The organism is Streptomyces peucetius, from assembly GCF_025854275.1.
GTDB classification, from domain to species: Bacteria; Actinomycetota; Actinomycetes; order Streptomycetales; family Streptomycetaceae; genus Streptomyces; species Streptomyces peucetius_A.
Genome location: NZ_CP107567.1, coordinates 5,318,200 through 5,345,104, shown reverse-complemented (window position 1 = coordinate 5,345,104; position 26,905 = coordinate 5,318,200). Strand labels below are relative to the sequence as shown.

At 72.1% G+C, this 26,905-nt stretch carries 25 protein-coding genes; 15 read left to right on the top strand and 10 right to left on the bottom strand.

Features of this window, described 5'->3' with window-relative positions:
- Positions 1-210: 210 nt before the first annotated feature.
- Positions 211-699 carry a MarR family winged helix-turn-helix transcriptional regulator gene (locus tag OGH68_RS24750; protein ID WP_264247156.1) on the bottom strand — a complete coding sequence of 163 codons (489 nt, stop codon included), beginning with the start codon at positions 697-699 and terminating at the stop codon, positions 211-213.
- Between the two features lie 229 nt (positions 700-928).
- Here OGH68_RS24750 and OGH68_RS24745 point away from each other — a divergent pair, with 229 nt between their 5' ends.
- Positions 929-1,756: a lysozyme gene (locus OGH68_RS24745; RefSeq protein WP_264247155.1), complete on the top strand. Its 828-nt coding sequence runs from the start codon at positions 929-931 to the stop codon at positions 1,754-1,756.
- 34 nt (positions 1,757-1,790) lie between these two features.
- On the opposite strand, the gene OGH68_RS24740 is transcribed toward OGH68_RS24745, so the two are convergent.
- Positions 1,791-2,588 (bottom strand): pentapeptide repeat-containing protein, encoded by a 798-nt coding sequence (locus OGH68_RS24740; RefSeq protein ID WP_264247154.1) that lies wholly within the window; start codon positions 2,586-2,588, stop codon positions 1,791-1,793.
- 84 nt (positions 2,589-2,672) lie between these two features.
- Positions 2,673-5,084, bottom strand: a complete 2,412-nt coding sequence (lon, locus tag OGH68_RS24735) for an endopeptidase La (RefSeq protein WP_264247153.1) — start codon at positions 5,082-5,084, stop codon at positions 2,673-2,675.
- Positions 5,085-5,222: 138 nt separating this feature from the next.
- Here lon and OGH68_RS24730 point away from each other — a divergent pair, with 138 nt between their 5' ends.
- From OGH68_RS24730 to OGH68_RS24675, 12 genes are all read left to right on the top strand, one after another.
- The gene (locus OGH68_RS24730) at positions 5,223-6,059 is read left to right on the top strand and encodes a nucleotidyltransferase domain-containing protein (RefSeq protein WP_264247152.1); all 837 of its coding nucleotides are present in this window, start codon (positions 5,223-5,225) and stop codon (positions 6,057-6,059) included.
- Between the two features lie 175 nt (positions 6,060-6,234).
- On the top strand, positions 6,235-6,882 hold the full coding sequence (locus OGH68_RS24725; protein ID WP_264247151.1) for a GNAT family N-acetyltransferase: 648 nt from the start codon (positions 6,235-6,237) through the stop codon (positions 6,880-6,882).
- Between the two features lie 123 nt (positions 6,883-7,005).
- The gene (locus OGH68_RS24720) at positions 7,006-7,563 is read left to right on the top strand and encodes an RNA polymerase sigma factor (protein WP_264250269.1); all 558 of its coding nucleotides are present in this window, start codon (positions 7,006-7,008) and stop codon (positions 7,561-7,563) included.
- Positions 7,560-8,498 carry a zf-HC2 domain-containing protein gene (locus OGH68_RS24715; protein ID WP_264247150.1) on the top strand — a complete coding sequence of 313 codons (939 nt, stop codon included), beginning with the start codon at positions 7,560-7,562 and terminating at the stop codon, positions 8,496-8,498. Before OGH68_RS24720 ends, OGH68_RS24715 begins: the two co-directional genes overlap by 4 nt.
- Before the next feature lie 2 nt (positions 8,499-8,500).
- Complete coding sequence (locus OGH68_RS24710; protein WP_264250267.1) at positions 8,501-9,289, top strand: ABC transporter ATP-binding protein; 789 nt, start codon at positions 8,501-8,503, stop codon at positions 9,287-9,289.
- Positions 9,286-10,653, top strand: a complete 1,368-nt coding sequence (locus OGH68_RS24705) for a hypothetical protein (RefSeq protein ID WP_264247149.1) — start codon at positions 9,286-9,288, stop codon at positions 10,651-10,653. Before OGH68_RS24710 ends, OGH68_RS24705 begins: the two co-directional genes overlap by 4 nt.
- Entirely contained in the window at positions 10,650-11,285 is a 636-nt protein-coding gene (locus tag OGH68_RS24700) for a hypothetical protein (protein ID WP_264247148.1), read from the top strand. The genes OGH68_RS24705 and OGH68_RS24700 overlap by 4 nt, the downstream gene beginning before the upstream one ends.
- Before the next feature lie 123 nt (positions 11,286-11,408).
- Positions 11,409-12,104, top strand: coding sequence for a spermidine synthase (locus tag OGH68_RS24695; RefSeq protein WP_264247147.1), 696 nt, complete (start codon positions 11,409-11,411; stop codon positions 12,102-12,104).
- A 103-nt stretch (positions 12,105-12,207) separates the two neighbouring features.
- Positions 12,208-12,945: a response regulator transcription factor gene (locus OGH68_RS24690; protein WP_100111355.1), complete on the top strand. Its 738-nt coding sequence runs from the start codon at positions 12,208-12,210 to the stop codon at positions 12,943-12,945.
- Positions 12,942-14,048 (top strand): ATP-binding protein, encoded by a 1,107-nt coding sequence (locus tag OGH68_RS24685; protein WP_264247146.1) that lies wholly within the window; start codon positions 12,942-12,944, stop codon positions 14,046-14,048. The genes OGH68_RS24690 and OGH68_RS24685 overlap by 4 nt, the downstream gene beginning before the upstream one ends.
- Positions 14,049-14,371: 323 nt before the next feature.
- Complete coding sequence (locus OGH68_RS24680) at positions 14,372-18,157, top strand: multifunctional oxoglutarate decarboxylase/oxoglutarate dehydrogenase thiamine pyrophosphate-binding subunit/dihydrolipoyllysine-residue succinyltransferase subunit (RefSeq protein WP_264247145.1); 3,786 nt, start codon at positions 14,372-14,374, stop codon at positions 18,155-18,157.
- A gap of 80 nt (positions 18,158-18,237) precedes the next feature.
- Positions 18,238-18,417, top strand: a complete 180-nt coding sequence (locus OGH68_RS24675) for a DUF6104 family protein (protein ID WP_030049542.1) — start codon at positions 18,238-18,240, stop codon at positions 18,415-18,417.
- Between the two features lie 88 nt (positions 18,418-18,505).
- Here the strand turns inward: OGH68_RS24675 and OGH68_RS24670 are convergent, their stop codons facing one another.
- Positions 18,506-19,279, bottom strand: a complete 774-nt coding sequence (locus OGH68_RS24670) for a hypothetical protein (protein WP_264247144.1) — start codon at positions 19,277-19,279, stop codon at positions 18,506-18,508.
- Positions 19,280-19,449: 170 nt separating this feature from the next.
- Between OGH68_RS24670 and OGH68_RS24665 the strand changes: the two genes are divergently transcribed.
- Together OGH68_RS24665 and OGH68_RS24660 are read left to right on the top strand one after the other, a co-directional pair.
- On the top strand, positions 19,450-20,319 hold the full coding sequence (locus tag OGH68_RS24665; protein ID WP_264247143.1) for a DUF4097 family beta strand repeat-containing protein: 870 nt from the start codon (positions 19,450-19,452) through the stop codon (positions 20,317-20,319).
- A gap of 1 nt (position 20,320) precedes the next feature.
- The gene (locus OGH68_RS24660; protein ID WP_264247142.1) at positions 20,321-21,313 is read left to right on the top strand and encodes a helix-turn-helix transcriptional regulator; all 993 of its coding nucleotides are present in this window, start codon (positions 20,321-20,323) and stop codon (positions 21,311-21,313) included.
- Between the two features lie 88 nt (positions 21,314-21,401).
- On the opposite strand, the gene OGH68_RS24655 is transcribed toward OGH68_RS24660, so the two are convergent.
- The 6 genes from OGH68_RS24655 to OGH68_RS24630 all read right to left on the bottom strand — a co-directional run bounded on the left by OGH68_RS24655 (position 21,402) and on the right by OGH68_RS24630 (position 26,866).
- A complete protein-coding gene (locus OGH68_RS24655; RefSeq protein WP_264247141.1) occupies positions 21,402-21,974 on the bottom strand; it encodes a Clp protease N-terminal domain-containing protein in 573 nt (190 codons plus the stop codon).
- Positions 21,974-22,183, bottom strand: coding sequence for a helix-turn-helix domain-containing protein (locus OGH68_RS24650; RefSeq protein WP_005312042.1), 210 nt, complete (start codon positions 22,181-22,183; stop codon positions 21,974-21,976). The genes OGH68_RS24655 and OGH68_RS24650 overlap by 1 nt, the downstream gene beginning before the upstream one ends.
- 5 nt (positions 22,184-22,188) lie before the next feature.
- Complete coding sequence (locus OGH68_RS24645; protein WP_264247140.1) at positions 22,189-23,634, bottom strand: cellulase family glycosylhydrolase; 1,446 nt, start codon at positions 23,632-23,634, stop codon at positions 22,189-22,191.
- 62 nt (positions 23,635-23,696) lie between these two features.
- On the bottom strand, positions 23,697-24,662 hold the full coding sequence (locus OGH68_RS24640; RefSeq protein ID WP_264247139.1) for a zinc-binding dehydrogenase: 966 nt from the start codon (positions 24,660-24,662) through the stop codon (positions 23,697-23,699).
- Positions 24,663-24,725: 63 nt separating this feature from the next.
- Complete coding sequence (locus tag OGH68_RS24635) at positions 24,726-26,291, bottom strand: alkaline phosphatase D family protein (protein ID WP_264247138.1); 1,566 nt, start codon at positions 26,289-26,291, stop codon at positions 24,726-24,728.
- Positions 26,288-26,866, bottom strand: coding sequence for a phosphoesterase (locus OGH68_RS24630; RefSeq protein WP_264247137.1), 579 nt, complete (start codon positions 26,864-26,866; stop codon positions 26,288-26,290). Before OGH68_RS24630 ends, OGH68_RS24635 begins: the two co-directional genes overlap by 4 nt.
- Positions 26,867-26,905: the final 39 nt, after the last annotated feature.

Below are 26,905 nucleotides of genomic sequence, written 5' to 3'. Positions count from 1 at the left end.
TACGCGCTGCGGTTATTGTGACCGTTCGCCGCACGATTCGTTGCGCTGCCTCCAGACCCTCACCCAAACGGTTTCGTTGGATCAGCGGGCCGACCACAAATCCAGCCCGCCCGGCGTTTGAGGGCACGGCCGAATCCGTACGGAGCCCGGGGCTTGCCCCGGTTTCGGGAAGGCGCGGGTAGGGGCACAGGCCCCGCGCAGCGGCCCTCCTCAGCCCTCCGCGCGGGCGTTGAGCTGATGCAGCAGCCTCGCCAGCTCCGCGACCTCGCCGCGGTCCCAGCCTGCCAGCTTGCTTCGGTACCGGTCACGGCGCGCGTCGCGCACATGGCGGAACCGGGCCACCCCTTCGTCCGTGAGCCGCACGAGGGACGCGCGGCCGTCGGCGGGGTCGGGCTCACGGGTGACGAGGCCGAGCTCCTCCAGGGCGCGCAGCTGGCGGCTCATGGTCGCCTTGCCGACGCCGAAGTAGCCGGCCAGTTCCGTCGCCCGCTGCTGTCCGGCCTCCTCCAGGCGTACGAACAGCCCGTAGGCGGCGGGTTCGAGCTCCGGGTGGACCTCGCGGGCCATCTCGCCGGAGGACGCCCTCGCGCGGCGCAGGAAGACGGTCAGCTCCCGCTCGAGCGCCAGGAATTCCTGGTCCGCCCCGCCGCCGCTCTCGCCCTTCGGGTCCGCTTCACCCGCCGTACTGCCTTCGTGCACGTCAGCACTCCTCGCGCGCTTTCTGGATCGTGAAAGTTTCTTCCGGCGGCCGGTATTGCCGCAGCTCGGCCAGTATTTCGCAGGCGTAGACCAACGGCGGCGGCCGACGCCTCTTCCTGCCTGCGGGTCTACGTGCGTAGCGTCCTGCATGGCATGTTCACACCAATCGATGCCCGCGACATGTCGACACCTCGTCAAACGACCCCCACCGAGGCTTCGGAGGCACGCCATGCCCGTGCACAGATCCGGAACGACGACCTGCCGCAGGCGTTTCGCCGCGGCCGCCACCCTCCTCGCCGTCCTGTCCCTCCTTCTCGCTCTCCCCGGCACCGCGACGGCCGACCCCAAGCCGGAGCGGGGCTCCGCCCACATGGGCATGGGGGTCGTCGCCCACGACGGTCAGGGCGGTCCCCCACGAGACACCCGCGCCGCCCAGACGGAAGGCGTCGACGTCTCCGGCCACCAGGGGAACGTCGACTGGGCGGCCCTGTGGAACAGCGGCGTCAAGTGGGCCTATGTGAAGGCCACCGAGGGCACGTACTACAAGAACACCTACTTCACGCAGCAGTACAACGGCTCCTACAACATCGGCATGACCCGCGGCTCGTACCACTTCGCCACCCCGAACACCACCACGGGCGCCGCGCAGGCGGACTACTTCGTCAACAACGGCGGTGGCTGGTCCCGCGACGGCAAAACCCTCCCGGGCGTGCTCGACATCGAATGGAACCCGTACGGCGCCGCCTGCTACGGCAAGTCGCAGTCCGCGATGGTCGCCTGGATCCGCGACTTCCTGAACCGCTACGAGTACCGCACCGGCCGCGACGCGGTCATCTACACGGCGACCAGCTGGTGGACCCGGTGCACCGGCAACTACGCCGGCTTCGGCTCCACCAACCCGCTGTGGGTCGCCCGCTACAACACCACGCCGGGCACCCTGCCTGCCGGCTGGCCCTACTACACGATGTGGCAGTACACCTCGTCCGGACCGATCGTCGGCGACCACAACAAGTTCAACGGCGCGTACGACCGCGTCGTGGCTCTCGCCAACGGCTGATCCCGCCCGGTGACGCCGCCACGGCCCGCCCCGTTCACGCCCAGTGAGCGGGGCGGGCCAGCCCGTCCGGGAGACGGGTGGCCGCGTCGCCCCTGGCCGCGCCCAGCTGCGGCTGGGTGAGGAAGATGCAGCCGGTCAGGTCCGCGCCGGAAAGGTCGGCGTCCCTGAGGTCGGCACCGATGAGGTCCGCCAGCCGCAGGTCGGCGCCCATCAGGTCGGCGGCGATCAGATACGCGCCGCGCAGCCCGGCGCCCCGCAGGTCGGCGTTCCTGAGGCGGGCACCCATCAGGTCCGCTCCCCTGCGGTCCTTCCGCCGGCCCTTCACCTGGGCCCGCACCAGTTCGCTCACCCGCAGCAGGAGGACGTTCACCTCCTGGCGGTGGGCGGCCACGTCCGTCTTCTCCAGGGCGTCGGGCGCGAGCCGGGTGAGGCCGGTGACGACGTCCCGCTGCCGGCGCAGCTCCGGGTGCACCTCGCGCGCGGCGCTCAGGGTCAGTGCCTCCTCGACGTACCAGAGCAGCTCGTGCAGCTGCCGGACCACGGGGAAGACGTCGAACATCTGCCGGGCCGTGGCCGGGGCGTCCCGCCAGCTCGTGCCGCCGAAGGTGATCTGCGAGACGTGCTGTCCGGCGCCGAAGCAGTCGTAGACCGTGCAGCCGGGGAAGCCGCTGTCACGGAGGCGGTCGTGGATGCCGCAGGTGAAGTCGGTGCGCAGGTTGGCGCACGGCGTGCCGGCGTCCTTGGTGACAGCGAAGTCGGCGGAGGCGGCGAAGGGCAGTGCGACACAGCACAGCCCGAAGCAGTTCGAGCAGTCGGCCCGCAGGGTGGTCATCCGTCCATTGTGCGGGAGGGCGGACACGGCCGGGCCCGGCGGTGGATCACCAGCGCCGGGCCCGTGCGCGTGCTGCGGAGCCGGTCAGGCCGCCGCCGTCACCGGAACCTCGGCCGAGGACAGCGCGAGCTCCAGCACCTGGCGGACATCCGTCACCGGGTGCACCTCCAGCTTCTCGAGAATCTCCGCCGGAACGTCGTCCAGGTCGGCCTCGTTCCGCTTCGGGATGACGACCGTGGTGATGCCGGCCCGGTGCGCCGCGAGCAGCTTCTGCTTCACGCCGCCGATGGGCAGCACCCGGCCGGTGAGCGACACCTCGCCGGTCATCGCGACGTCCGTGCGCACCTGGCGACCGGAGAGCAGCGACGCGAGGGCCGTGGTCATCGTGATGCCGGCGCTCGGCCCGTCCTTGGGCACCGCGCCCGCCGGGAAGTGGATGTGCACGCCCCGGTCCTTGAGATCGGCGACCGGCAGCTCCAGTTCGGCGCCGTGCGAGCGCAAAAAGCTCAGCGCGATCTGCGCGGACTCCTTCATCACGTCACCGAGCTGACCGGTCAGGGTCAGTCCGGACGCGCCGGTCTCCGGGTCGGCGAGCGACGCCTCCACGAAGAGCACGTCCCCGCCGGCGCCGGTCACGGCGAGCCCGGTGGCCACACCCGGCACGGCGGTGCGGCGCTCGGCCGGGTCCTGGGCGGACTCGGGCACGTGGTGCGGCCGGCCGATGAGCCCGCGCAGCTCCTCGTGCGTGATGGTGAACGGCAGCTCCCTGTCGCCCAGCTCGTGCTGCGCCGCGACCTTCCGCAGCAGCCTCGCGACGGACCGCTCCAGGTTCCGTACGCCGGCCTCGCGGGTGTACTCGCCGGCGAGCTTGCGCAGCGCCGAGTCGTCGAGGGTCACCTCGCCGGCCTCCAGGCCGGCCCGCTCCAGCTGACGCGGTACGAGGTGGTCGCGGGCGATGACGATCTTCTCGTCCTCCGTGTAGCCGTCGAGGCGCACCAGCTCCATCCGGTCGAGCAGCGCTTCCGGGATGGCTTCCAGCACGTTGGCGGTGGCGAGGAAGACGACGTCGCTGAGGTCGAGTTCGACCTCGAGGTAGTGGTCGCGGAAGGTGTGGTTCTGCGCGGGGTCCAGGACCTCGAGCAGCGCGGCGGCCGGGTCGCCCCGGAAGTCGGAGCCGACCTTGTCGATCTCGTCGAGGAGGACGACCGGGTTCATGGAGCCGGCCTCCTTGATCGCACGCACGATCCGGCCGGGCAGCGCACCGACGTACGTACGGCGGTGACCGCGGATCTCGGCCTCGTCCCGTACGCCGCCGAGCGCGACGCGCACGAACTTGCGGCCCATGGCGTGTGCGACGGACTCGCCGAGCGAAGTCTTGCCCACACCGGGCGGGCCGACGAGCGCGAGCACCGCGCCCCCGCGCCGCCCGCCGACCACGCCCAGCCCGCGGTCGGCGCGCCGCTTGCGCACCGCCAGGTACTCGGTGATCCGCTCCTTCACGTCCTGCAGGCCCGCGTGCTCGGCGTCCAGGACGGACTTGGCGCCCTGGATGTCGTAGGCGTCCTCCGTGCGCTCGTTCCACGGCAGTTCGAGCACCGTGTCCAGCCAGGTGCGGATCCAGGAGCCCTCGGGCGACTGGTCGCTCGCCCGCTCCAGCTTGTCGACCTCCTTGAGCGCGGCCTCGCGGACCTTTTCGGGCAGGTCGGCGGCCTCTACGCGGGCGCGGTAGTCGTCGGACTCGTCCTCGCCCTCCTGGCCGCCCAGTTCGCGCAGCTCCTTGCGTACGGCGTCGAGCTGACGGCGCAGCAGGTACTCCCGCTGCTGCTTGTCGACGCCTTCCTGGACGTCCTTGGCGATGGACTCGGCGACGTCCTGCTCGGCGAGGTGCTCGCGCAGTTGCTCGGTGGCGAGCTTGAGCCGGGCGACGGGGTCACCGGTCTCGAGCAGCTCGATCTTCTGGGCGGTCGTCAGGAACGGTGAGTAACCGGAGTTGTCGGCGAGCTGCGAGATGCCCTCGATCTGCTGCACACGGTCGACGACCTGCCAGGCGCCGCGCTTCTTCAGCCAGTCGGTGGCAAGGGCCTTGTACTCCTTGGCCAGTTCGGTCACCGCGCCGGGCAGGGGATCGGGCACGGTCTCCTCGACCACGGTGCCCTCCACCCACAGGGCCGCGCCGGGCCCGGTCGTACCGGCGCCGATGCGGACCCGGCCGACGCCTCGGATCAGCGCGCCGGGGTCGCCGTCGGAGAGCCGGCCGACCTGCTCGACGGTGCCGAGCACACCGGTCGCGGCGTAGGTGCCGTCGACCCGGGGAACGAGCAGCACCTTCGGCTTGTTGCCCGAGGGGCGGGCGGCGGCCTGGGCGGCCTCGACCGCAGCGCGTACGTCGGTGTCGGACAGGTCGAGCGGCACGACCATGCCGGGCAGCACGACCTCGTCGTCGAGCGGCAGCACGGGCAGAGTGAGCGGTGAGTTCGCCTTGATATCGGCAGCCATGATCTCCCCTTAGGCAGTCAAGTTGAGCTGTACCGACTCAATGCATATGAGCCCGCCAATGTTCCCCCGGGCGTGTTCGCTCTGAGCGATCACAGAAATCCGGTGGGCGACGCAGGGCCCGGCGGGCAGAGTGAGCCGATGGCAGACAAGGGACTGAACCCGGACGGGACCATCGCGCGTGAGGGTTCCCTCGACCGCGTGACCACGGCTTTCGCACCCGTGGTCGCCGCCGCCCGCACGGAGATCACCGGCCGGTTCGGCGACGGGCGGCTCGGTGGCGGACGACCCGGTGGCGGACGGCTGCACAGCGCGTACCTGTACGGCAGCATCCCGCGCGGCACGGCCGTGCCCGGCACCTCGGACCTCGACCTCATGCTGGTGCTGCACGAGGAGCCCGCCGCGCGGGACCGGGCGGACGCCGACGCGGCCGAGGCCGCGCTCGACGGGTCGTTCGACGCCATCGACGGCGCCGGCATCCTGCTCGTCGACACCCGGGCGGCACTGAGCGAACTCGAACGGTACGACCTGGGCTTCTTCATCTCCTGCCTGTGCACGCCGCTGCTGGGCGACGATCTCGCCGCCCGCCTTCCCGCCCAGCGCCCCACCTCGCTGCTGGCCCGTGAGACCAACGGCGACCTGGAGCTCACGCTGCCGCGCTGGCGGGAGGCACTGCGGAACGCCGGGACGGACGCCGGGCGGCGGACGCTGTGCCGCCGGATCGCGCGGCGCGTCGTGCGGTCCGGGTTCACCTTGGTGATGCCCCGCTGGGGCGGCTGGACCAGCGATCTGCACGAGTCGGCGGAGCTCTTCGCCGGCCACTACCCACAGCGTGCGGACCAGATGCGCATCGCCGCCGCCGTGGCCCGTGCCCCGACGTCGGACCCGGCCGTGATCCGCGTCCTCGTGGAGGACCTGGGCCCCTGGCTGGCCGCCGAGTACACGGCGGTGCACGGCCGGAAAGCGGCGCGGCCGTGAACCTGCGGTGCGCGGGCGCGGACGGACGGTGCGCGGCCGTGAACCTGCGCCGCCGGTCGCCCGTCACGCCGTCGGTTATTCGGTGGCCAGGGCGCGCCCGAGCAGTGTGTAATACGCTCCGCGTAATAGACACAGACCTACTCCACCTGTTACTTAGCGCTTCTGAGGAGCCTGTATGTCCTTCGAGTCGACCGCGGAGACCGTCCACGCCTGGGTCCAGGGCTGGGTCGTCTCCCGCGGCGCGGCGGACCCGGTGGCCCGGCCCTGGGGCTTCACCGTCGACGTCGGCCAGGTCAAGCACGCCACCCGCCACGTCCTGACCGCGGACGACGAGGCCACCGTCCGCAAGGTCGCCGCCGAGGTGGCCGCACCGACGGTGTGGCTGAAGGTCTTCGCCGATCCGGACTCCGTCGTCGAATGGGCCGGTCCCGACTGGGCCGTCGACGAGCCCGGCTGGCTGATGTCGACCACGCTGCGCCGCAACCCGACGGTGGTCCCCGCCGGCTACACCCTGCGGACCTGGACCCGCGGCGGCGTCGTCCGGGCCCTGGTCGTGGCGCCCGACGGCTCCTTCGCGGCGCGCGCCCAGATCGCGCCGACGGGACGCACGGCCGTCGTCGACCAGGTGGAGACCGCCCCCGAGCACCGCCGCAAGGGCCTCGGCCGGCTCGTGATGCACACCCTCCACAACGCCGCCCTCGACCACGGCGCCACCGTCGGCGTGCTGGGCGGCACCCCGGACGGCCGTGCGTTGTACGAGTCCCTGGGCTGGCACACGCACGCGCCGCTCGTGAGCCTCTTCCACGCCCCGCCCGGCTCCTGATCAGGCCGCCGGGGGGACACCGGCCGGGCGGCGGACCGCGGCCGATACTGCGGCAATGCCGCCGCCGTGGAAGTGCCGTGAACCGACGGCCGGGGCGGCGGCGATAGAGGTGACGTGAGACTGATGCGCCCCTCGGGGGGAGAGCGGGACGACGCGGCACTGCTGCGGGCCGTCGCGCGCGGGGACACAGAAGCCCTCGGCGTGCTGTACGACCGGCACGCCGGGTGGCTGCACATGCGCCTGACCCGCCGGTGCACCGACCCCGAGACCGTACGGGAAGTGCTCCAAGACACCTTTGTGACCGCCTGGCGTTCGGCCGCTTCCCACCGGGGCGGCGAGGCGGGCGGCTGGCTCTGGGTGATCGCCGCGCGCCGGCTGGTCGACGCGCAGCGGGTGCGAGCCAGGCAGGAGCGTGTCGTCCACGAACCGGCCGGGACGGCACCCTCGGCGGAGGAACGCGTCCTCGCGAACCTGGAGTACGGAGATGTGGGCTCCGCCCTCGACCGCATCGCGCCGGAGCTGCGCGAGGTTCTGCGGGCCACGGTGGTCGATGGCCTGACGACACGTGAGACCGCGCATCTGCTCGGCATACCGGAGGGCACGGTCAAGACCCGGGCCCTCAGGGCGCGCCGCGAGCTGCGCACCGCACTCGGCCGGCTGCCGTTGGGGGGCACCGCGTGAACAGCTGGCATGTGAGCCACGAGCTGGCGGCCCGGTACGCCGACGGCTCCGCGCCGGAGCCCGACGCCTGGTCGCTGGAGAAGCACGTCGAGTCGTGCACCGGCTGCGCGTCCCGTGTCTCCGCCATGGTCGCTGCGGGAGCCGCAGGACCACTGCTGGCTGAGCTGCGGTCCGGACTGCTGGCGACGACAGGCACGACGGCCCCGGTCCGCCGCCCGTTCCTGTCCGGCCTCCGGGCCGCCTCGGAGGCGGGGCCGCACGCCGCCGGACGCGCCCGCCCGGCAAACCCGACCGCCATCGGACGCGCCCGCCGGGCACGGGCCGTCGTCCGGCTGACGGGCACGTTCGGACACGGGCTGCACCGGGCGTGGACCGTCGCGCTGCTGCTGGTCGGGGCGGGGGCGCTCGGGCTCGGGTACGGCGCCGGCTTCGCCGGCGCCCGGCCCCTGCTGCTGCTCGTCGCGCCGCTGCTGCCACTCGCCGGGGTCGGTCTGTCGTACGGGCGGCACTCCGATCCGGCCCACGAGATCGCCGTGTCCACCCCGTCCGGCGGGCTGCGCCTCCTGCTGACCCGCACGGCCGCCGTGCTCGCGGCAGGTGTCCCCCTGCTCACTGCGGTCGGCGCGCTGCTGCCGTCCGGCGCCGGGGGACCCGGGGCGGCGGCGTGGCTGCTGCCCGGGCTGGCTCTGACCCTCGCGGCACTGGCGCTCGGTTCGTACGTCGGCTGCCGGACCGCGGCCGCGGTCCTGGGCGCCGGCTGGCTGGCCGTGGTGGTGCTTCCCGTACTGGCGGCGATGCCGCCCGAGATGGCCGACCGCCTCGGTCACATCGCGGGCGGACCGTCCGCGCAGGGTGCCTGGGGGGTCGCGGCGGCGCTGTGCGCGGGGCTCCTCACGCTGCGCCGTTACTCGTTCGACCGTCTGGAGAAGATGTGAGCATCACCGGGAGCACGGCACAGGTCACCGGTCTGACGGTCCGGCACCGCAGGACGGTGGCGTTGGACGCGGTCGACATCTCCTTCGGGAGCGGGGTGCACGGTCTGCTCGGGCCCAACGGCGCGGGCAAGACGTCGCTGATCCGGGTCCTGGCAACCGTCACCGCACCCGCCGCGGGCCGGGTGACGCTGCTGGGCCGCGATGTGTCGGGGCACGTCGAGCGGGCGGAGGTCCGGCGCAGGCTGGGCTATCTGCCGCAGGAGTTCGGCTACTACCCGGGCTTCACGGTGCGCGAGTTCGTCGCCTATGTGGCGTGGCTGAAGGAGATGCGGACGGCAGACGTCCCGGCGGCGGTGGAACGCGCGGTGCGGCGGGTCGGTCTCGGGGACCGGATCGACACGAAGGTGAAGACGCTGTCGGGCGGCATGGTGCGCCGGGTCGGTATCGCACAGGCGATCGTGAACGAACCGGAACTGCTGCTGCTCGACGAGCCAACCGCCGGTCTCGATCCGGAGCAGCGCGTCGAATTCAGAGCACTGCTCCGGGAACTGGGCGCCGCTGCCACCGTGATCGTCTCCACCCACCTGGTGGAGGACGTGGCGGCGGCCTGCTCGGAGGTGACCCTGATCGAGTCCGGCCGGCTCGCGTTCCACGGCTCCACCGCGGAACTGACCGTCCTCGGCAAGGACTCCGCCGACGACCACGGGGACAACCCCGTCGAACGCGGCTACACGGCCGCGCTGCGCGCCCACCGCGCCCATCCCTCGCTCCCGGTCGGGACGCGCCGATGACCACCACGGCCGCCGCACCCGCCGCCCCGGACAGCACGGCGGCGCTCCGCGCACCGCATCCGCTCCGCAGCGAGCTGCTGCGCGGCTCCGCGCCGTGGACGGGCACCGCCGTCGCCGTCACGCTCGGGATCTCCCTAGCCGCCAAGGCGGCGCAGTGGCAGGGAAGCTGGGGCGAGACCCAGACCCTGCTGCACGTCGTGGCCTCACTGCTGGGCGGCCCGCTCGCGGCGGCCGCCGGCTGCTGGCAGGGCGGCCGGGAACGGCGCAGGGGCACCGGCGAGCTGCGTGCCACGGCCGTGCGCGGGACGCTCGCCCAGTTCCTGACGGCAGCGGTGCCCACGGCGGTCTGGATCGTCGCCGGCTATGCCCTGGTGGCGGCCGGGGCGCTGGCCGCCACCTGGCCGTACACCTCGGCGGGCCGTCCGCTGCTCTCCTGGATGCTCGTGGACGCCGTCTTCCTGGCAGCCATGACTCTGCTGGGTCATGTGGTGGGGCGGCTGGTGGCATGGCGGGCAGCCGCACCGGCTCTCGCCGTCTGCTGCTACCCGCTGCTCGGCGTCCCGTCGTACGGAACCGGCGGAGCTCGTCACCTCAGCCCGGCATCGGCCTCCACCATGGGCGAGATGCTCCCCGTGTGGTGGCAGCCCATCGCCGCGATCGCCTGGATGGGCGGTCTGGCAGCCGCCGCGGTGCTCGCGTACGCCGGCCGTCACCGGTCCACCGCTCTGCTGCCGCTCACCGCCGCGGCGGTCGCGGCCGCCGTCGTCGTACAGAGCGGCGACGGCATGTGGCGCGACCACCCCCTCTCGCGGAAGCAGGTGTGCGACACCGCCGTACGGCCCCACATCTGTGTGAACGCCCTGTACGCCGGCCTTCTCTCGGAGGTCAGGAGCGCCCTCGGCGGTCTCCACGGCCGCCTGGCAGGGGTCGAGAACCTGCCCGTCCGCTTCGAGGACCTGCCTGCGGACCCGGGCCCTGGCGAGGCCGGTCTGCCGATGCTGACACCGCTCGGCTGGTCCGTCGTACGCGGGAAGCTGACCGATCCGGAACAGTACGCCTGGGAGGCGGCGGCCGCGATCACGGGCAGCCATGACGCCTGCGACGCGCGCCGCAGCGACGAGCGGGCCCTGCGCGTCGACACGGCGGTCACCGAATGGCTCGCCCCCGGCCGCGCGCGGACCGAGCAGGACTCCTTGCGGTGGGCCCTTGAGCGCGGCGACCAGGCCGAGGCCGCCGACATCTCCGCCGACCGCGCCGCGCGCGACCGCCTGGCCGCCATGCCGGACGACGCCCGGCGTGCCTGGCTGTCCCGGTACTTCGCGACCGCCGACAACTGCGACCCGAAGGACGTGCCTGCGCTGTGACCGCCCGTACGACACCGGTCGCCCCGCTCCCCCGCCCCACCGGCACGCTGCTGCCGGCCCGCGCGCACGGCGTCCCGCTCACCCTGGTGTCGCTCACGGGCGTCGCCCTGCTGGCGGCCTGGGCGGCGTACGGCCTGGACGTGTACCTCGATCCCCGGCGTCTCGTGCCGGTGGTCGCGCTCGCCCCGCTGATGGCCGCCGCCGTGATCGGCACCGGTCTCCACTCGTCCATGGAGGAACTCGAACGCACGGCGGTGCGCCCCTGGCGGCCACGCCGCCTCGCGCAGTCGGCCGGTCCGACGGCGGTCGCCGCGGCCCTGCTGGCGCTCGCGGTGGTCGCGCACGACAGCCGGTTCGGCGCCGCGGCCATGGTCCGCAACACGCTCGGCGCCGTCGGCATCACGACGGCCGCGGCCACCGTGACCGGCGCGCGGCTGAGCTGGCTTCCCGCGTTCGCCTACCTCAGTGCCGTCTATCTGGGCGCGCCCAGGACGCACAGTGGCGCCGCCCAGGTCTGGGCGTGGCCGATGCAGCCGGGCGACCGGCCCTGGGCGTGGGCGGCGGCGGTCGCGCTCTTCGCACTCGGTGTCGCCCTGCACGCCCGGCTCGGATGCGGCCGGGGGCCCGTCTGACCACGGCCGGGCCCCGCCGTACGAGTGGGCGGCCGGGCCGGCGGTTTGTTCCTGCACCGGGACCCGGCCAAGATGGCTCCGGTCCGTGTCGTGTCCAACAGCCGCCCCCGGAGGCCGATAGCCATGCCGTTCCCCGCCACCGACGCTCCCGTCACGCTGGACCGGCGCGAGGGGCCTTTCGGGGAGGTGGTGCTACGCAGCCGTGGCGACGGCGCGGAGAAGGTGTACGAGATCATCGCCAACGGGTGCTTCCTGATGGACACCTCCGACGGGCGGTCCGAGCGGCTTCTCGTCGACGCCGCATACCGGGCGATCGGCACGGGGAACGCCGCCCCGCGGGTCCTCATCGGCGGTCTGGGGGTCGGCTTCTCGCTCGCCCATGCCGCGGCCATGCCGTCGTGGCGGCGGATCGCCGTGGTGGAGCGCGAGCAGGCGATCATCGACTGGCACCACGACGGGCCGCTCGCCGCGATCTCCGGGCGGGCGCTCGGAGATCCCCGGTGCGTGATCCTCCACACGGACCTGGTGAGTCATCTCCATTCGACTGCGGACCGTTACGACGCGCTGTGCCTGGACATCGACAACGGGCCCGACTGGACCGTCACGGAGGACAACGGGGCGCTCTACTCCCCGGCCGGACTCGCCGCGTGCGCAGCCGCGTTGGAACCGGGCGGAGTGCTCGCCGTATGGTCCGCGAAGCCGTCCCCGGAATTCGAAGAGGCGTTGCGGAATGCCGGATTCACCGGGGTAAGAACCGAAGAGATCCACCTTGCCCGGGGCGTACCGGACGTCGTCCACCTCGCTGTTCGCCCTGCGTAGCCGGGACACAGCCGCTGCCTTTACGCTGCTGGACTACACACCGGATCCACCTTCGAAGCAGAACCACATGCAGCTCGCAGAGAACGCGTACAAGGGCGGGGCGATGGAGCAGACACACACCACGCAAGGCGGCGTCGCGGCCACTCCCGGGGCCCAGCGCCGGGTGCTGGTGGTCGAGGACGACGCCACGATCGTCGATGCCATCGCGGCACGGCTGCGGGCCGAGGGCTTTCTGGTGCAGACCGCACTCGACGGCCCGGCCGCCGTCGACGCGGCGGACGCCTGGCAGCCGGACCTGATGGTCCTCGACGTCATGCTGCCCGGCTTCGACGGTCTCGAGGTATGCCGCCGGGTCCAGGCACAGCGCCCCGTCCCGGTGCTGATGCTGACGGCGCGGGACGACGAGACGGACATGCTCGTCGGGCTCGGCGTCGGCGCTGACGACTACATGACCAAGCCGTTCTCGATGCGGGAGCTCGCGGCCAGGGTGCATGTCCTGCTGCGCCGTGTGGAGCGGGCGGCGCTCGCCGCGGTGACTCCCCGTAGCGGCATCCTCCGTCTCGGCGAACTGGAGATCGACCACGCGCAGCGCCGCGTACGGGTCCGGGCCGAGGACGTGCACCTGACACCGACGGAGTTCGACCTGCTGGTGTGCCTGGCGAACACGCCGCGCGCCGTCCTCTCGCGCGAGCAGCTGCTCGCGGAGGTGTGGGACTGGGCGGACGCCTCCGGCACGCGCACGGTGGACAGTCACATCAAGGCTCTGCGCCGCAAGATCGGCGCCGAGCGGATCCGTACCGTCCACGGTGTCGGATACGCCTTGGAGACGCCGGCGCCATGAGACGGCGGCGGCAGGGCGGCAGGCCGGGGAAGCGGCTGAGTACCGCGTCCATCACGATATCGATCAAGACCAAGCTCAGCACGCTCGTCGTGGTCTCGGTCCTCATCACCACCGGTCTGATGCTGATGGCGTTCCACAGCAAGACCGAGGTGCGTTTCATCACGGTCTTCACGATCATCGCGACCCTGCTGATCACCCAGTTCGTGGCGCACGGCCTGACGGCGCCGCTGGACGAGATGAACACCGTCGCCAAGGGCATCTCCCACGGCGACTACACCCGCCGGGTGCGCGGCGCCGACCGCCGCGACGAACTCGGGGACCTGGCCTCCACGATCAACCGCATGGCGGACGACCTGGAGGCCGTCGACCGGCACCGCAAGGAGCTGGTCGCCAACGTCTCGCACGAGCTGCGCACCCCGATCGCCGCGCTGCGCGCCGTGCTGGAGAACGTCGTCGACGGGGTGTCCGCCGCCGATCCGGAGACGATGCGCACGGCGCTGAAGCAGACCGAGCGCCTGGGGCGGCTGGTCGAGACGCTGCTCGACCTGTCCCGCCTCGACAACGGCGTGCTGCCGCTGCGGGCCTCGCGCTTCGAGGTGTGGCCCTATCTGTCCGGGGTGCTGAAGGAGGCCGGCCTGGTGTCCTCCCGGCGCGGCCTGGCGTCCGGGTCCGGTCATCACACCCGTACCGACGTCCATCTGCACCTGGACGTGTCGCCGCCGGAGCTGACGGCGCACGCGGACGCCGAACGGCTGCACCAGGTGGTGGCGAATCTGATCGACAACGCGGTGAAGCACTCCCCGCCGCACGGCCGGGTGACCGTACGGGCCAGGCGCGGGCCGTACCCGGAGTCGCTCGACCTGGAGGTGCTGGACGAAGGGCCGGGCATCCCCGAGCAGGAGCGGCACCGGGTCTTCGAGCGGTTCAACCGGGGCGGCGTCCCGTCCCCGCACGGGCCGGGCAGCGACGGTGGCACGGGACTGGGGCTGGCGATCGCGCGCTGGGCGGTCGATCTGCACGGCGGGCGCATCGGAGTGGCCGAATCCGCACAAGGCTGCCGCATCCGGGTCACTCTTCCGGGGGCCAGGTCGGCACGCGCTTGACGTAGGGTTCGAACCGGAAACGCAGATTCTCCGTGTAAGTGGTCGAGACACCGGGAAGCCGACCTGCCGAGCCACGGAAAACTGCCGGTCAAACCGCTGCGGAGTTCCGTCAGGGACGCGGGCCGAGGGCCTGTGCCCGCCGCCAGGCGTACCCCGGCGCGACCGAACCATGCTTGTTTCCCGCCATTCCCAGCACCGAAACGCGCTGTTCGGTGTGACTTGCGCGACGTTGACCGGCCCGGCCTGCACCTCCCGGCCAGGGAGGCGTAGCCTTTATTTCCGCTGTCCATCACCTTGTGAAGCGGAAGAGGGCGGTTCTCGCCGTGTCGTCTCAGTCCCCCAGTAACTCGAGTCTCTCGACCGACCAAACCGGTCAGGGTCAGAACCCTGCCACCGCGTTCGGCGCCAATGAGTGGCTCGTCGACGAGATCTACCAGCAGTACCTCCAGGATCCGAATTCGGTCGACCGTGCCTGGTGGGACTTCTTCGCCGACTACAAGCCGGGCGCGGCCGCCACCGCGGACGCCCCCGCCGCGGGAGCGAAGCAGACTCAGGGCGACGGGGCCGCTCCGGCTCCCGCCCCGGCCGCCGCACCGGCGCAGCCTGCCGCCCCCGCCGCCCCGGCCCCGGCCGCCGAGGCCCCGGCTCCGGCACCCGCCAAGGCGGCCCCGGCGCAGCCCGCCCCGGCCAAGCCCGCCGCCGCGCCGGCCCCGGCCGCCAAGGCCGATGCGCAGCCGGCCGACGGCCCCGAGTTCGTGACGCTGCGCGGCCCGGCCGCCGCGGTCGCGAAGAACATGAACGCCTCCCTGGAGCTGCCCACGGCCACGTCCGTGCGCGCCGTCCCGGTGAAGCTGCTCTTCGACAACCGCATCGTCATCAACAACCACCTCAAGCGCGCCCGTGGCGGGAAGATCTCCTTCACCCACCTCATCGGGTACGCGATGGTGCAGGCCATCAAGGCCATGCCGTCGATGAACTGGTCCTTCGCGGAGAAGGACGGCAAGCCGACCCTGGTCAAGCCCGACCACGTGAACTTCGGCCTGGCCATCGACCTGGTGAAGCCCAACGGCGACCGCCAGCTGGTCGTCGCGGGCATCAAGAAGGCCGAGACGCTGAACTTCTTCGAGTTCTGGCAGGCCTACGAGGACATCGTCCGCCGCGCCCGCAACAACAAGCTGACGATGGACGACTTCACCGGCGTCACCGTCTCGCTGACCAACCCCGGCGGCCTCGGCACCGTCCACTCCGTGCCGCGTCTGATGCCCGGGCAGTCGGTCATCATGGGCGTCGGCTCCATGGACTACCCGGCCGAGTTCCAGGGCACCTCGCAGGACACCCTGAACAAGCTGGGCATCTCCAAGGTGATGACCCTCACCTCGACGTACGACCACCGGGTCATCCAGGGCGCCGCGTCGGGCGAGTTCCTGCGGATCGTCGCGAACTTCCTCCTCGGCGAGGAGAACTTCTACGACGAGATCTTCGAGGCGCTGCGCATCCCCTACGAGCCGGTCCGCTGGCTCAAGGACATCGACGCCTCCCACGACGACGACGTCACCAAGGCCGCGCGGGTCTTCGAGCTGATCCACTCCTACCGGGTCCGCGGGCACGTGATGGCCGACACCGACCCGCTGGAGTACCGCCAGCGCAAGCACCCCGACCTGGACATCACCGAGCACGGCCTCACGCTCTGGGACCTGGAGCGCGAGTTCGCCGTCGGCGGTTTCGCCGGCAAGTCGATGATGAAGCTGCGCGACATCCTGGGCGTGCTGCGTGAGTCGTACTGCCGCACCACCGGCATCGAGTTCATGCACATCCAGGACCCGAAGCAGCGCAAGTGGCTCCAGGACCGGGTCGAGCGCGCCGCCACCAAGCCGGAGCGCGAGGAGCAGCTGCGCATCCTGCGCCGGCTGAACGCGGCGGAGGCGTTCGAGACCTTCCTGCAGACCAAGTACGTCGGCCAGAAGCGCTTCTCGCTGGAGGGCGGCGAGTCCGTCATCCCGCTGCTCGACGCGGTCATCGACTCGGCCGCCGAGTCGCGCCTCGACGAGGTCGTCATCGGCATGGCCCACCGCGGCCGGCTCAACGTCCTGGCGAACATCGTCGGCAAGTCGTACGCCCAGATCTTCCGCGAGTTCGAGGGCAACCTCGACCCGAAGTCGATGCACGGCTCCGGCGACGTGAAGTACCACCTGGGCGCCGAGGGCACCTTCACCGGCCTCGACGGCGAGCAGATCAAGGTCTCCCTGGTCGCCAACCCCTCCCACCTGGAGGCCGTCGACCCGGTCCTCGAGGGTGTCGCCCGCGCCAAGCAGGACGTCATCAACAAGGGCGGCACGGACTTCACGGTCCTGCCGATCGCCCTGCACGGTGACGCGGCCTTCGCCGGCCAGGGTGTCGTCGCCGAGACGCTGAACATGTCGCAGCTGCGCGGCTACCGCACCGGCGGCACGGTCCACGTCGTCATCAACAACCAGGTCGGCTTCACGGCGGCGCCGGAGTCCTCGCGTTCCTCGATGTACGCGACCGACGTGGCCCGCATGATCGAGGCGCCGATCTTCCATGTGAACGGCGACGACCCGGAGGCGTGCGTCCGCGTGGCGCGGCTCGCCTTCGAGTTCCGCCAGACGTTCAACAAGGACGTCGTGATCGACCTCATCTGCTACCGTCGCCGCGGTCACAACGAGGGCGACAACCCGCAGTTCACCAACCCGCAGATGGTGAGCCTGATCGACAAGAAGCGCTCGGTGCGCAAGCTCTACACCGAGTCGCTCATCGGTCGCGGCGACATCACGCTGGAAGAGGCCGAGCAGGCGCTCCAGGACTTCCAGGGCCAGCTGGAGAAGGTGTTCGCGGAGGTCCGCGAGGCCACCAGCCACCCGGCCCCGGCCCATGTCCCGGACGCCGAGCCCGAGTTCCCGGTCTCGGTGAACACGGCGGTCTCCCAGGAGGTCGTCAAGCGGATCGCCGAGTCCCAGGTCAACATCCCCGACCACATCACCGTGCACCCGCGTCTGATGCCGCAGATGCAGCGCCGCGCGGCCTCGGTGGAGGACGGCACCATCGACTGGGGCATGGGCGAGACCCTCGCCATCGGCTCCCTGCTGATGGAGGGCACCCCGGTCCGTCTCTCGGGCCAGGACACCCGCCGGGGCACGTTCGGCCAGCGCCACGCAGTGCTGGTGGATCAGGAGACCAACGAGGACTACACCCCGCTGCTCTACCTGTCCGAGGACCAGGCCCGCTACAACGTCTACGACTCGCTGCTCAGCGAGTACGCGGCGATGGGCTTCGAGTACGGCTACTCGCTGGCCCGCCCGAACGCGCTGGTCATGTGGGAGGCCCAGTTCGGTGACTTCGTCAACGGCGCGCAGACCGTCGTCGACGAGTTCATCTCCTCCGCCGAGCAGAAGTGGGGCCAGCACTCCGGCGTCACGCTGCTCCTGCCGCACGGCTACGAGGGCCAGGGCCCGGACCACTCGTCCGCGCGTCCCGAGCGCTTCCTCCAGATGTGCGCGCAGGACAACATGACGGTCGCGATGCCGACCCTGCCGTCGAACTACTTCCACCTGCTGCGCTGGCAGGTCCACAACCCGCACCACAAGCCGCTGATCGTCTTCACCCCGAAGTCGATGCTGCGTCTGAAGGCCGCGGCGTCCAAGGCGGAGGAGTTCACCACCGGCGGCTTCCGCCCGGTGATCGGCGACGAGTCGGTCGACCCGGCCGCGGTCCGCAAGGTCGTCTTCTGCGCCGGCAAGGTCTACTACGACCTGGAGGCCGAGCGTCAGAAGCGGGGCGTCACGGACACCGCGATCATCCGCCTCGAGCGCCTGTACCCGCTGCCGGGTGCGGAGCTCCAGGCCGAGATCGCCAAGTACCCGAGCGCCGAGAAGTACCTGTGGACGCAGGAGGAGCCGGCGAACCAGGGTGCCTGGCCGTTCATCGCGCTCAACCTGATCGACCACCTGGACCTGGCCGTCGGCGCGGACATCCCGCACGGCGAGCGCCTGCGGCGCATCTCGCGTCCGCACAGCTCGTCCCCGGCGGTGGGCTCCGCGAAGCGCCACCAGGCGGAGCAGCAGCAGCTGGTCAACGAGGTCTTCGACGCCTGAGGCGGCTGCGCCGCCGCATGACCGCAGTCTCTGGCCCGGCCCCGCGATCCGATCGCGGGGCCGGGCCATATTCTGTCCGTATGTACTTCACCGATCGCGGTATCGAGGAGCTGGAGAAGAGGCGCGGCGAGGAGGAGGTCACCTTCGAGTGGCTCGCCGAACAGCTCCGCACGTTCGTCGACCTCAACCCGGACTTCGAGGTCCCCGTGGAACGCCTCGCCACCTGGCTGGCCCGCCTCGACGACGAGGACGACGACTGATCCCTGCGGGGCCGGTCTCCGCGGGGCGCGGTGCTACGGCTCCACCGGACCGGGGGCGCGGCCCCCGGACGGCGCTACCGGGCCGGTGTCACGGCCGTGGCCGCTCCCGCGCCAACGGCACCAGCCCGTGCGCGATCAGCACCGCTCCAGCCGTCACCCATCCCCCGCTGCGTCGCCGCACTCCCCACGCCACCAGCGCCACCCCGGCCGCCAGTTGGGCCGCGCCGGCCGCGCGGTGCCAGGAGGGCCCCGGTGAGGTCCCACCGGCCGGCGCCTCGCGCGGGCCCCGGGTGGCGGGCACCTCCTCGACTGCCGCCGCGTGCGCGGCGGTACGCAGTGCTTCCGCCGAGGCACCGGGCACCAGGCCCGTGGGCAGGGCGAGGCCGGTGTGGGTGAGGACGGCGGTCAGTGCGATCAGCCTGGCCCGTGCGTCGGACTCGCGGTCCTCGGCCGTCAGCGGTTCCAGGGCCTGCAGATCGAGGACCGGGTCGAGCCCCAGCCGCGCCGCGAAGGTCCGCATCGCCTCGTCCTCGCCCACCGGAGTGCCGTCGGCCAGCCAGACGTATCCGACCGGGCGGCGGAAGCCGGAGGCCAGGGTGAGACCGGCGCCGTCGTCGTCCCACCACAGGGCGAGGACCGGCCGCCCGGCGCCGATCGAGAGCGCCGCGGCCCAGCCGCCCAGCACCGCGTCGACCGCTTCGCCGCCGTCCTGCCACGGCCCGCCCTCGGGGACGAGCAGACTCCAGCCGTCGCCTGCCGGGGCGAGCAGCATCCGTTCGCGGAGCAGATGGGCGGCCGGGGTCCGTACGGCCGCGAGGTCGGCCCGGCAGAGCAGCACGGCTCCTGCGGGTGTCGCGTTCATGCCCCTACGCTAGGGCAATTTGTCCCGTATCAGGCGGCAATGCCGCGCGTCGCCCGCCGACGAACGGACCGGCCCGACGGCACCTCACTTGACATCTCTAGGCCGCGATATATCGTGTTCATCAATAGACGCGATATGTTGCGTCGCGGGCGATCCGGGAGGTCAGCACCATGGCAGAGACGACGTGGGAAGTCTCCGAGAACCGGAAGCTCACCTTCGACGACCCGCTGACCACGCTCAGTGTCCGGATCGTAGGCGGAACGGTCAACGTCGTGGGCACGGAGGAGGATTCCACCCGTCTGGAGATCTCCGCGGTGGAGGGCCCGCCCCTGGTCGTCACCAGAAGCGGCTCGACGCTGACCGTCGCCTACGAGGACCTGCCCTGGAAGGGCCTCCTCAAGTGGCTCGGTCCCAAGGGACACCACCGCAGCGCCGTGGTGTCCGTGGCGGTGCCGGCGCAGACGGCCGTCGAGCTCGGTGCCGTCGGTGCCGGCGCGGTCGTCTCCGGCGTACGGGGCACGACCGTGGTGCGGGGCGTCAGCGGGGACACCACCCTCGTCGGCCTGTCGGGCGACGTCCGCGCGGAGACCGTCACCGGCAACGTCGAGGCCCAGTCGGTCACCGGCGACCTGCGGTACAACTCGGTCTCCGGCGACCTGACCGTGATCGACGGCGCGGGCGCCTCGGTGAAGGCGGAATCCGTCAGCGGTGACATGGTCGTCGATCTGGGCCCGGGCGGAAGACCGACGGACATCCGGCTGACCACGGTCTCCGGCGAGGTCGCCATCCGGCTCCCGCACCCGGCGGACGCGCGGGTCGACGCGAACACCGCCAGCGGCGCCCTGTCCAACGCCTTCGACGATCTGCGGGTCAGCGGCCAGTGGGGCACGAAGCGCATCACCGGAACCCTGGGAGCGGGCACCGGCACCCTCAAGGCGACCACCGTCTCCGGGGCCATCGCCCTGCTGCGCAGGCCCCCCGCGCAGGACGATCCGTACGAGGACCCGACCGCCGACCGCCCGAGTGGGAAGGTGCTCTGACATGCCTCCCGTCTTCGCCCACGGCCGGCTGCGCCTGTATCTGCTGAAGCTGCTCGACGAGGCGCCGCGCCACGGCTACGAGGTGATCCGCCTCCTCGAGGAACGCTTCCAGGGGCTGTACGCACCGAGCGCCGGCACCGTCTACCCGCGGCTGGCCAAACTGGAGGCCGAGGGCCTCGTCACCCACGCCACCGAGGGCGGCCGCAAGGTGTACTCGATCACCGACGCGGGCCGTGCGGAGCTGGCCGGCCGCAGCGGTGAGCTGGCCGACCTGGAGCTGGAGATCCGCGACTCCGTCTCCGAACTGGCCGCGGAGATCCGCGACGACGTCCGCGGTGCGGCGGGCCAGCTGCGCAGCGAGATGCGCGCGGCGGCGAGCCGGACCCGCAAGTCGTCCGGCACCGGTGGCCCGGGGCACGCCCCCGGGGACTTCGGCGACCTGGGCGACTTCACGGACAAGGAGTCGTGGCGCGCCGCGAAGGAGGAACTCAAGCGCGCCAAGCAGGAGTGGAAGGAGCAGACCCGCCGCGCGAAGGACGAGTCACGGCGGGCCCGCGAGGACGCCCGGCAGGCACGCCGCCAGGCACAGGAGGCGCAGGAGACCGCCCGCGCCGAGATGCAGCGCATCGCCCGGCAGGTACAGGAGCAGGTGCAGGACCACTTCACACGCGGCGACTGGCCGACCGGCGTGCGCGAGGGCCTGTCGGAGCTGACGACGCAGCTCGGCGGGCTGGCGCGGGGCACGGCCTGGCCGCCGTACGTGAAGCCGGACCCGGCGGACGCCGACCCGGACTGGGCGAAGGACGCCGTCGGCCCGGAGGGTTCCGCCGATCCGGCGCGTGACCTCGAACGGCTGCTGGACCGCTTCCGCGACGACGTGCGGGACGCGGCGCGGGACCACGGCGTGACGCCGGAGCAGCTGGGCGAGACGAGACGCCATCTGTCGACGGCGGCGGCGCACATCGTCGCCCTGCTGCGCGGCCCCAAGGCCTGACGGCGGGAACGGGCAGTCCGAGGGGACGGCGACCCCGGGGGCGCCGGGGTCTCACCGGCCCGGTGCCCCGCCGCGCCACCCGTCCCGCTCAGCCGGCCTTCGCCGTACCGCCGTCCGCCTGGCCGAACATGGCCCGCTCCAGCGCCGCGTAGGTCGCGCCGTGGTCGGCCAGGACCTCGGAGACGACGCCGGGCACGGCGGTCAGCGCCAGCAGGATGTGCTCCGCGCCGATGGACCTGTCGCGTCTTCCCAGCGCGATCCGCAGCGACTTCTCCAGCGTCTGCTTCGCCTCGCGGGTGAACGACCGGTGGCCCGACCACCAGCGGCGGCCCTTGCGGTCGCCCGCCAGAGCACCGGCTCCGTGGGTCTCCTCGACCCTGGCGACGATCTCCCCCACGTCGATCCCCAGACCGGCGAGGGCCTCCTCGTCGGCCTTGGACATGCCGCCGCGCCGCCGCGCCTCGGCGAGGGCGGCCTCCAGCGACGCCCGCCGGTCCGTGATCCCGAGGGCCCGGAAGGCGAACCCGGTCCGCGCTCCCTCCAGATCCAGCAGGGCGAGCAGCAGATGCTCGCTGGTGACGGTGGACGCGTCGGCCCGTTGCGCACAGGCCGTGGCGCCGGTCACCACCGCGCGGGCGTCGTCGGTGAACCGTTCGAACATCACAGCCTCCCGTGCTTCTTGTGGACCGCCTGGCGGCTGACGCCGAGTTCCGCCGCGATCTCCTGCCACGACCAGCCCTGGTTGCGGGCGCTTCTGACCTGTACGGCTTCGAGTTGTTCCAGCAGCCGGCGCAGTGCGGCGACCGCTCGCAGCCCGACGCGCGGGTCGCGGTCGCCCGCACGCTCGGCGAGATCCGTTGCTTCCGTCATGCCTGTCAACCTACATTGACACACTCTGCCTCTGTCAACCTTAATTGACAAGCGGCGCACCGGGGGCCCACCCGGACCGTGACGTGCTCGCCCGGGCGGGCGTGGACGCGGACCGTGGCCGTGCGGCCGGCCGGGACGGTGCGGACCTGCGGGTGGGCACGGCCGGACACCTCGATCCGCCAGCCGCCGGCGCCCGGCGGCACGGAGATCTCGCTGACCCCGCGCGAGGAGCGGTACTCCAGCCGGTACGTGCCGCTTCCGTCGTCGTACCCCTCGGCCGTCACCCGGCCCGCCACGGCCGGTGCGTACGGGGCCGCGGTCTGCTCCTTGTTGGTACGGAAGCGGCCGTCCGCGCCGACCGCGCAGTACCCACCGCCGTAGCACCAGACGTAGCCGGCCCAGCCGGAGCTGTAGCGGTTCAGGGAGGCGAGTGCCTCACGGTAGAAACGGCCCATGTTCGGCAGCGCGTTGTTCAGTGGGCCCCACTCGCCCACCACGACCGGCATCCGGTGCCGCGCCGGGTACTGGGTCACGGCACGCTCGTACGCCTCGATCCAGCCCGCGGCGGGATCGTAGTCGGCGCCCGCCTCCATGGCGGTGTTGTAGAAGTGCGGGGCGTAGACGGTCCTCGGGTCCTCGATCCGTCCCAGGCCGGTCGGCACCCCCTCACCGACGATCGGCGTCGGCTCGACGAACAGCCAGGTGTCCCGGTCCACCGAACGGACCGCGTCCGCGAGCCGGTTGTACATCGGCGTGAGCTGCTCGGCCTCGATGCGCCGGGCGGCCGTCGGAAGGTCCTCGCCGTCCCGGATCTCCCCCATGGGTTCGTTGATCAGGTCGTAGCCGATGACGGCGGGGTGGTGCTCGAAGCGGCCGGCCAGCACCCGCCACATCCGCGCCTGGGCGAGCCGCAGGTCCCGGTCCTCGTAGAGATGGGTGAACGCGCGCTGCACGGCCGGCTCGAAGTACTCGGCGAACCAGTCGTCGGGGTGCGGGGTGAACAACAGCCCGTCGGTCCGGGTCGCCCACTCGGGGATGCCCCGGTGTCCGAAGGCGGGCCCGAAGACGTCCTGGTGGGCATCGATGAGCACATGGATCCGGTACTCGGCCGCCCAGTCCAGCACCCGTTCGATCCTGCGCAGGTACCGCTCGCTGTACCGGCCGGGCTCCGGCTCCAGGTCGTCCCAGAAAACGAGCAGCCGGGCGAAGTTGAAGCCGTTCGCGCGCAGGTCGCGGAAGTGCCGCTCGGTGATGGCGGAGAGGGCGGCCTCGCCGCGGTGGGTCTTGTCCTCGACGTTCCAGCCGCGCAGGGTCAGGACGCGGCCCCGGTCGTCGGTCAGCCGGGGAATGCCGTCCGGTGCGCCGGCGACCGCGTCGCCGTGCGCCCGCACGGGTGCGGGGCCAAGCAGCAGGACGGCGCAGAAGAGGACGACGAGCAGACGGCGGTGCATGAGGACCTCCGGCACGGTCGTGGAGCAGTGCCGGAGATCCCATCAGTGGAACTGACGACCCATCAACAGTTCGTCAGGACAATCTTTCCGAACAGATCGCCGGACGCGATCTTCTCGAAGCCCTCCCTGGCCCGGTCCAGCGGCAGCACCTCGTCGATCACCGGCCGCACACCCGTGGCGGCGCAGAACGAGAGCAGGTCCTCCAGTTCGTCCTTCGAGCCCATCGTCGAGCCGACGACCTTCAGTTCGAGGAAGAAGATCCGGGTCAGCTCGGCGTGCGACGGACGGTCACCGCTGGTCGCGCCGGAGATGACCAGAGTCCCGCCCGGGCGCAGCGACTTGACCGAGTGCGACCAGGTCGCGGCCCCGACCGTCTCGATGACGGCGTCCACCCGCCGCGGCAGCCGTGCCCCCGGCTCGTACGCCTCCTGAGCGCCCAGCTCGACGGCGCGCTTGCGCTTGGCCTCGTCGCGGCTGGTGGCGAACATCCGCAGGCCGGCGGCCTTGCCGAGCACGATCGCGGCGGTGGCCACGCCGCCGCCCGCACCCTGGACGAGGACCGAATCACCGGGACGGACCCCGGCGTTGGTGAACAGCATCCGGTAGGCGGTGAGCCAGGCGGTCGGCAGGCACGCGGCCTGTTCGAAGCTGAGCTCCTTGGGCTTCGGCAGCACGTTCCACGCCGGCACGGCGACCTGCTCGGCGAAGGTGCCCTGGTAGCGCTCGGTGAGGATGGACCGGGGCTCGTCGGGGCCGACGCCGTGACCGCTCTGTCCGATGACGGAGTGCAGCACCACCTCGTTCCCGTCCTCGTCGACACCGGCGGCGTCGCAGCCGAGGATCATCGGCAGCTTGTCCTCGGCGAGACCGACACCGCGCAGCGACCAGAGGTCGTGGTGGTTGAGCGAGGCGGCTTTGACGGTGACGGTCGTCCAGCCCGGTCGTGCCTCCGGCGCCGGGCGTTCGCCCAGTTCGAGGCCGTTGAGCGGCTGGTCACGGTCGATACGGGCGGCGTAGGCGGCGAACATGACGTCGAGAGTAGGCCGGGCCGGTGCGTGGTGGAACCACGCACCGGTGTGACACGCGTCCCGCTACTCCCTCCGCCACTGGGCGGGCGAGTCCTTCGTCGCCGGGTCCTCGTACGAGCCGGTGCTGCCGCGGTCCACGTGGAAGCTCGTGAGCGTGGTGACGGGCGACGCCGCGTCCCGGCGGTCGGCGATGACCCGCATGTGGGCGCTGAAGCGCTCCGGGGTGACCTCGTAGACGTCGTAGCCGTAGCGGTTGCCCTCGAAGTACTTCAGATGCGGGTTGGCGGCGCCCATGAGCGGTCCGTTCGCCTCGTTCCAGTCCGCGCTGTACGCGCCCGAGGTGACCGAGTGCGCCGTGAACTCCGTACCGACCAGCGGGGACGACGGGTCGTCGAAGTCGGTCCTGATGTCGTCGACGAACGCGGAGTGCCAGTCGCCGGTGATGACGACGAGGTCCTCAAGGCCGCTCGCGTGCACATGGCCCAGCACCTCCTTCCGCTCGGCGAGGAAGCCGTCCCACTGGTCGGTGAACATGTACGGGCCGCCGGGCCTGCCGCGGAGCTGGCTGAGCATGATGGAGTTGGCCCAGACGTGCCAGGAGTCGGGCGCCCGGCCGATGCCCTCCTTGAGCCAGGACTTCTGCTCGGCCCCGAGGATCGTGCCGCCCTCGATGTTCTGCGCGGAGCGGTACGAACGCAGGTCCAGAACGGTCAGTTCCAGCAGGTCGCCCCAGCGGCGGACCCGGTGGATCTCCGGGTCGGGCAGCGCGAAGGCGCTGCTGTCGCGGTGGGGCATGTGCTCGTACCACGCCTGGTACGCGGCCGCCCGGCGCCGCATGAACGGCGCGCCGCCGCCGGTGCCCGAGTAGTCGTTGGCCACCTCGTGGTCGTCCCACGTCAGGAACCACGGATGGGCGGCGTGCGCGGCGCGCAGGGACGCGTCGCCCTTGTAGAGCGCGTGCCGGCGGCGGTAGTCGGCGACGGTGAAGACGGCCGGGCCCTCGTGGTCGCGCACATGGTCGGCGGGTACGCCGCCGACCTGGCCGTGCTCGTAGATGTAGTCGCCGAGATGGACGACGAAGTCCACGTCCTCGCGGGCGATCCCGAGGTGGGCGGCGTAGAAACCGTCGTGGAAGGCCTGGCAGTTGGCGGCGGCGAACCGCACACCGGCCACCCGGCCGGCGGGCGCGGTCCGGGTACGGCCGACACGGCTGGTCCTGCCCAGCACCTTGAAGGCGTACCAGTAGCGGGTGCCCGGCCGCAGCCCGGAGACCGGCACGTGCACGCTGTGGCCGAGGGTCGCGGAGGCCGGCGTCGTACCGCGCGCCACGACACGGCGCAGCGACCGGTCCAGGGCGACGGTCCACTCGACCTCGACGACCTCGGGCAGAGCCTGTTCGGCGGCGAGCGGCTCGGGCGCGAGCCGGGTCCAGAGCAGGACGCTCGTCGGCTGCGGGTCGCCGGAGGCGACGCCGAGCGTGAACGGCGCGGGATCGTAGTCGGCGCCGAGTGCCTCCGCCGCCTCGCGCGCCTGCGCGGGGCTGAGCCCGGCGCTCAGCGGCCAGGCGACGTTCAGCGCACCGGCGGCCGCGGCGGCCCTGAGCAGAGTCCGTCGGTCGAGCCCGGTCATATGCGTCCCCCGGTGGTCGTGAGGCCGAGCGTCATCGCGTCGGCGTAGCCGTCGTTGGAGGTCCCGCCGCCGCTGCGGGTGAACACCAGCAGCAGACGTGCGGTACGGGAGCCGGGCGGTACGGCCGCGGACGCCGTCCGCTCCAGCAGCCCGGTGCGCCCACCGCGTTCGGCGGCCGTGACGGGCCCGAGCACACTGAGCGCCACCGGGTTCCCCGCCGCGTCCCGGAACTCGACGGAGAGCCGGGCTCCGTCCTCCTGCGTGGCGTATCCGCCGAGATGGGCGGTCAGCGTGTACCGCACCCGCCCGGCGTCGACGGCGCCCCGGCCGGTCTGCCCGGTCGCGGGGAGCGTGACGTCCTGTACGAGGGCCGTGCGGGGCGAGTTGCCGCCGCTGAAGAACCGCGATCCGCGGCGGGCCGGCCCGGGGTCGGCGGCGGTCGGATAGCCGCCGCCCACGTCGTACCCGACCAGTGCGGGAGCGCCCTGAGCGACCACCCAGCCGGTCACCCTGCCGACCGGCTCGGCGCTCCCTCCCGGGCCGCTCTCCGCATCACCGTTGACGACCAGATTCACAAGCGCCTCCTGGAGTACGTGGGTTGGCGCCGAGCAGCA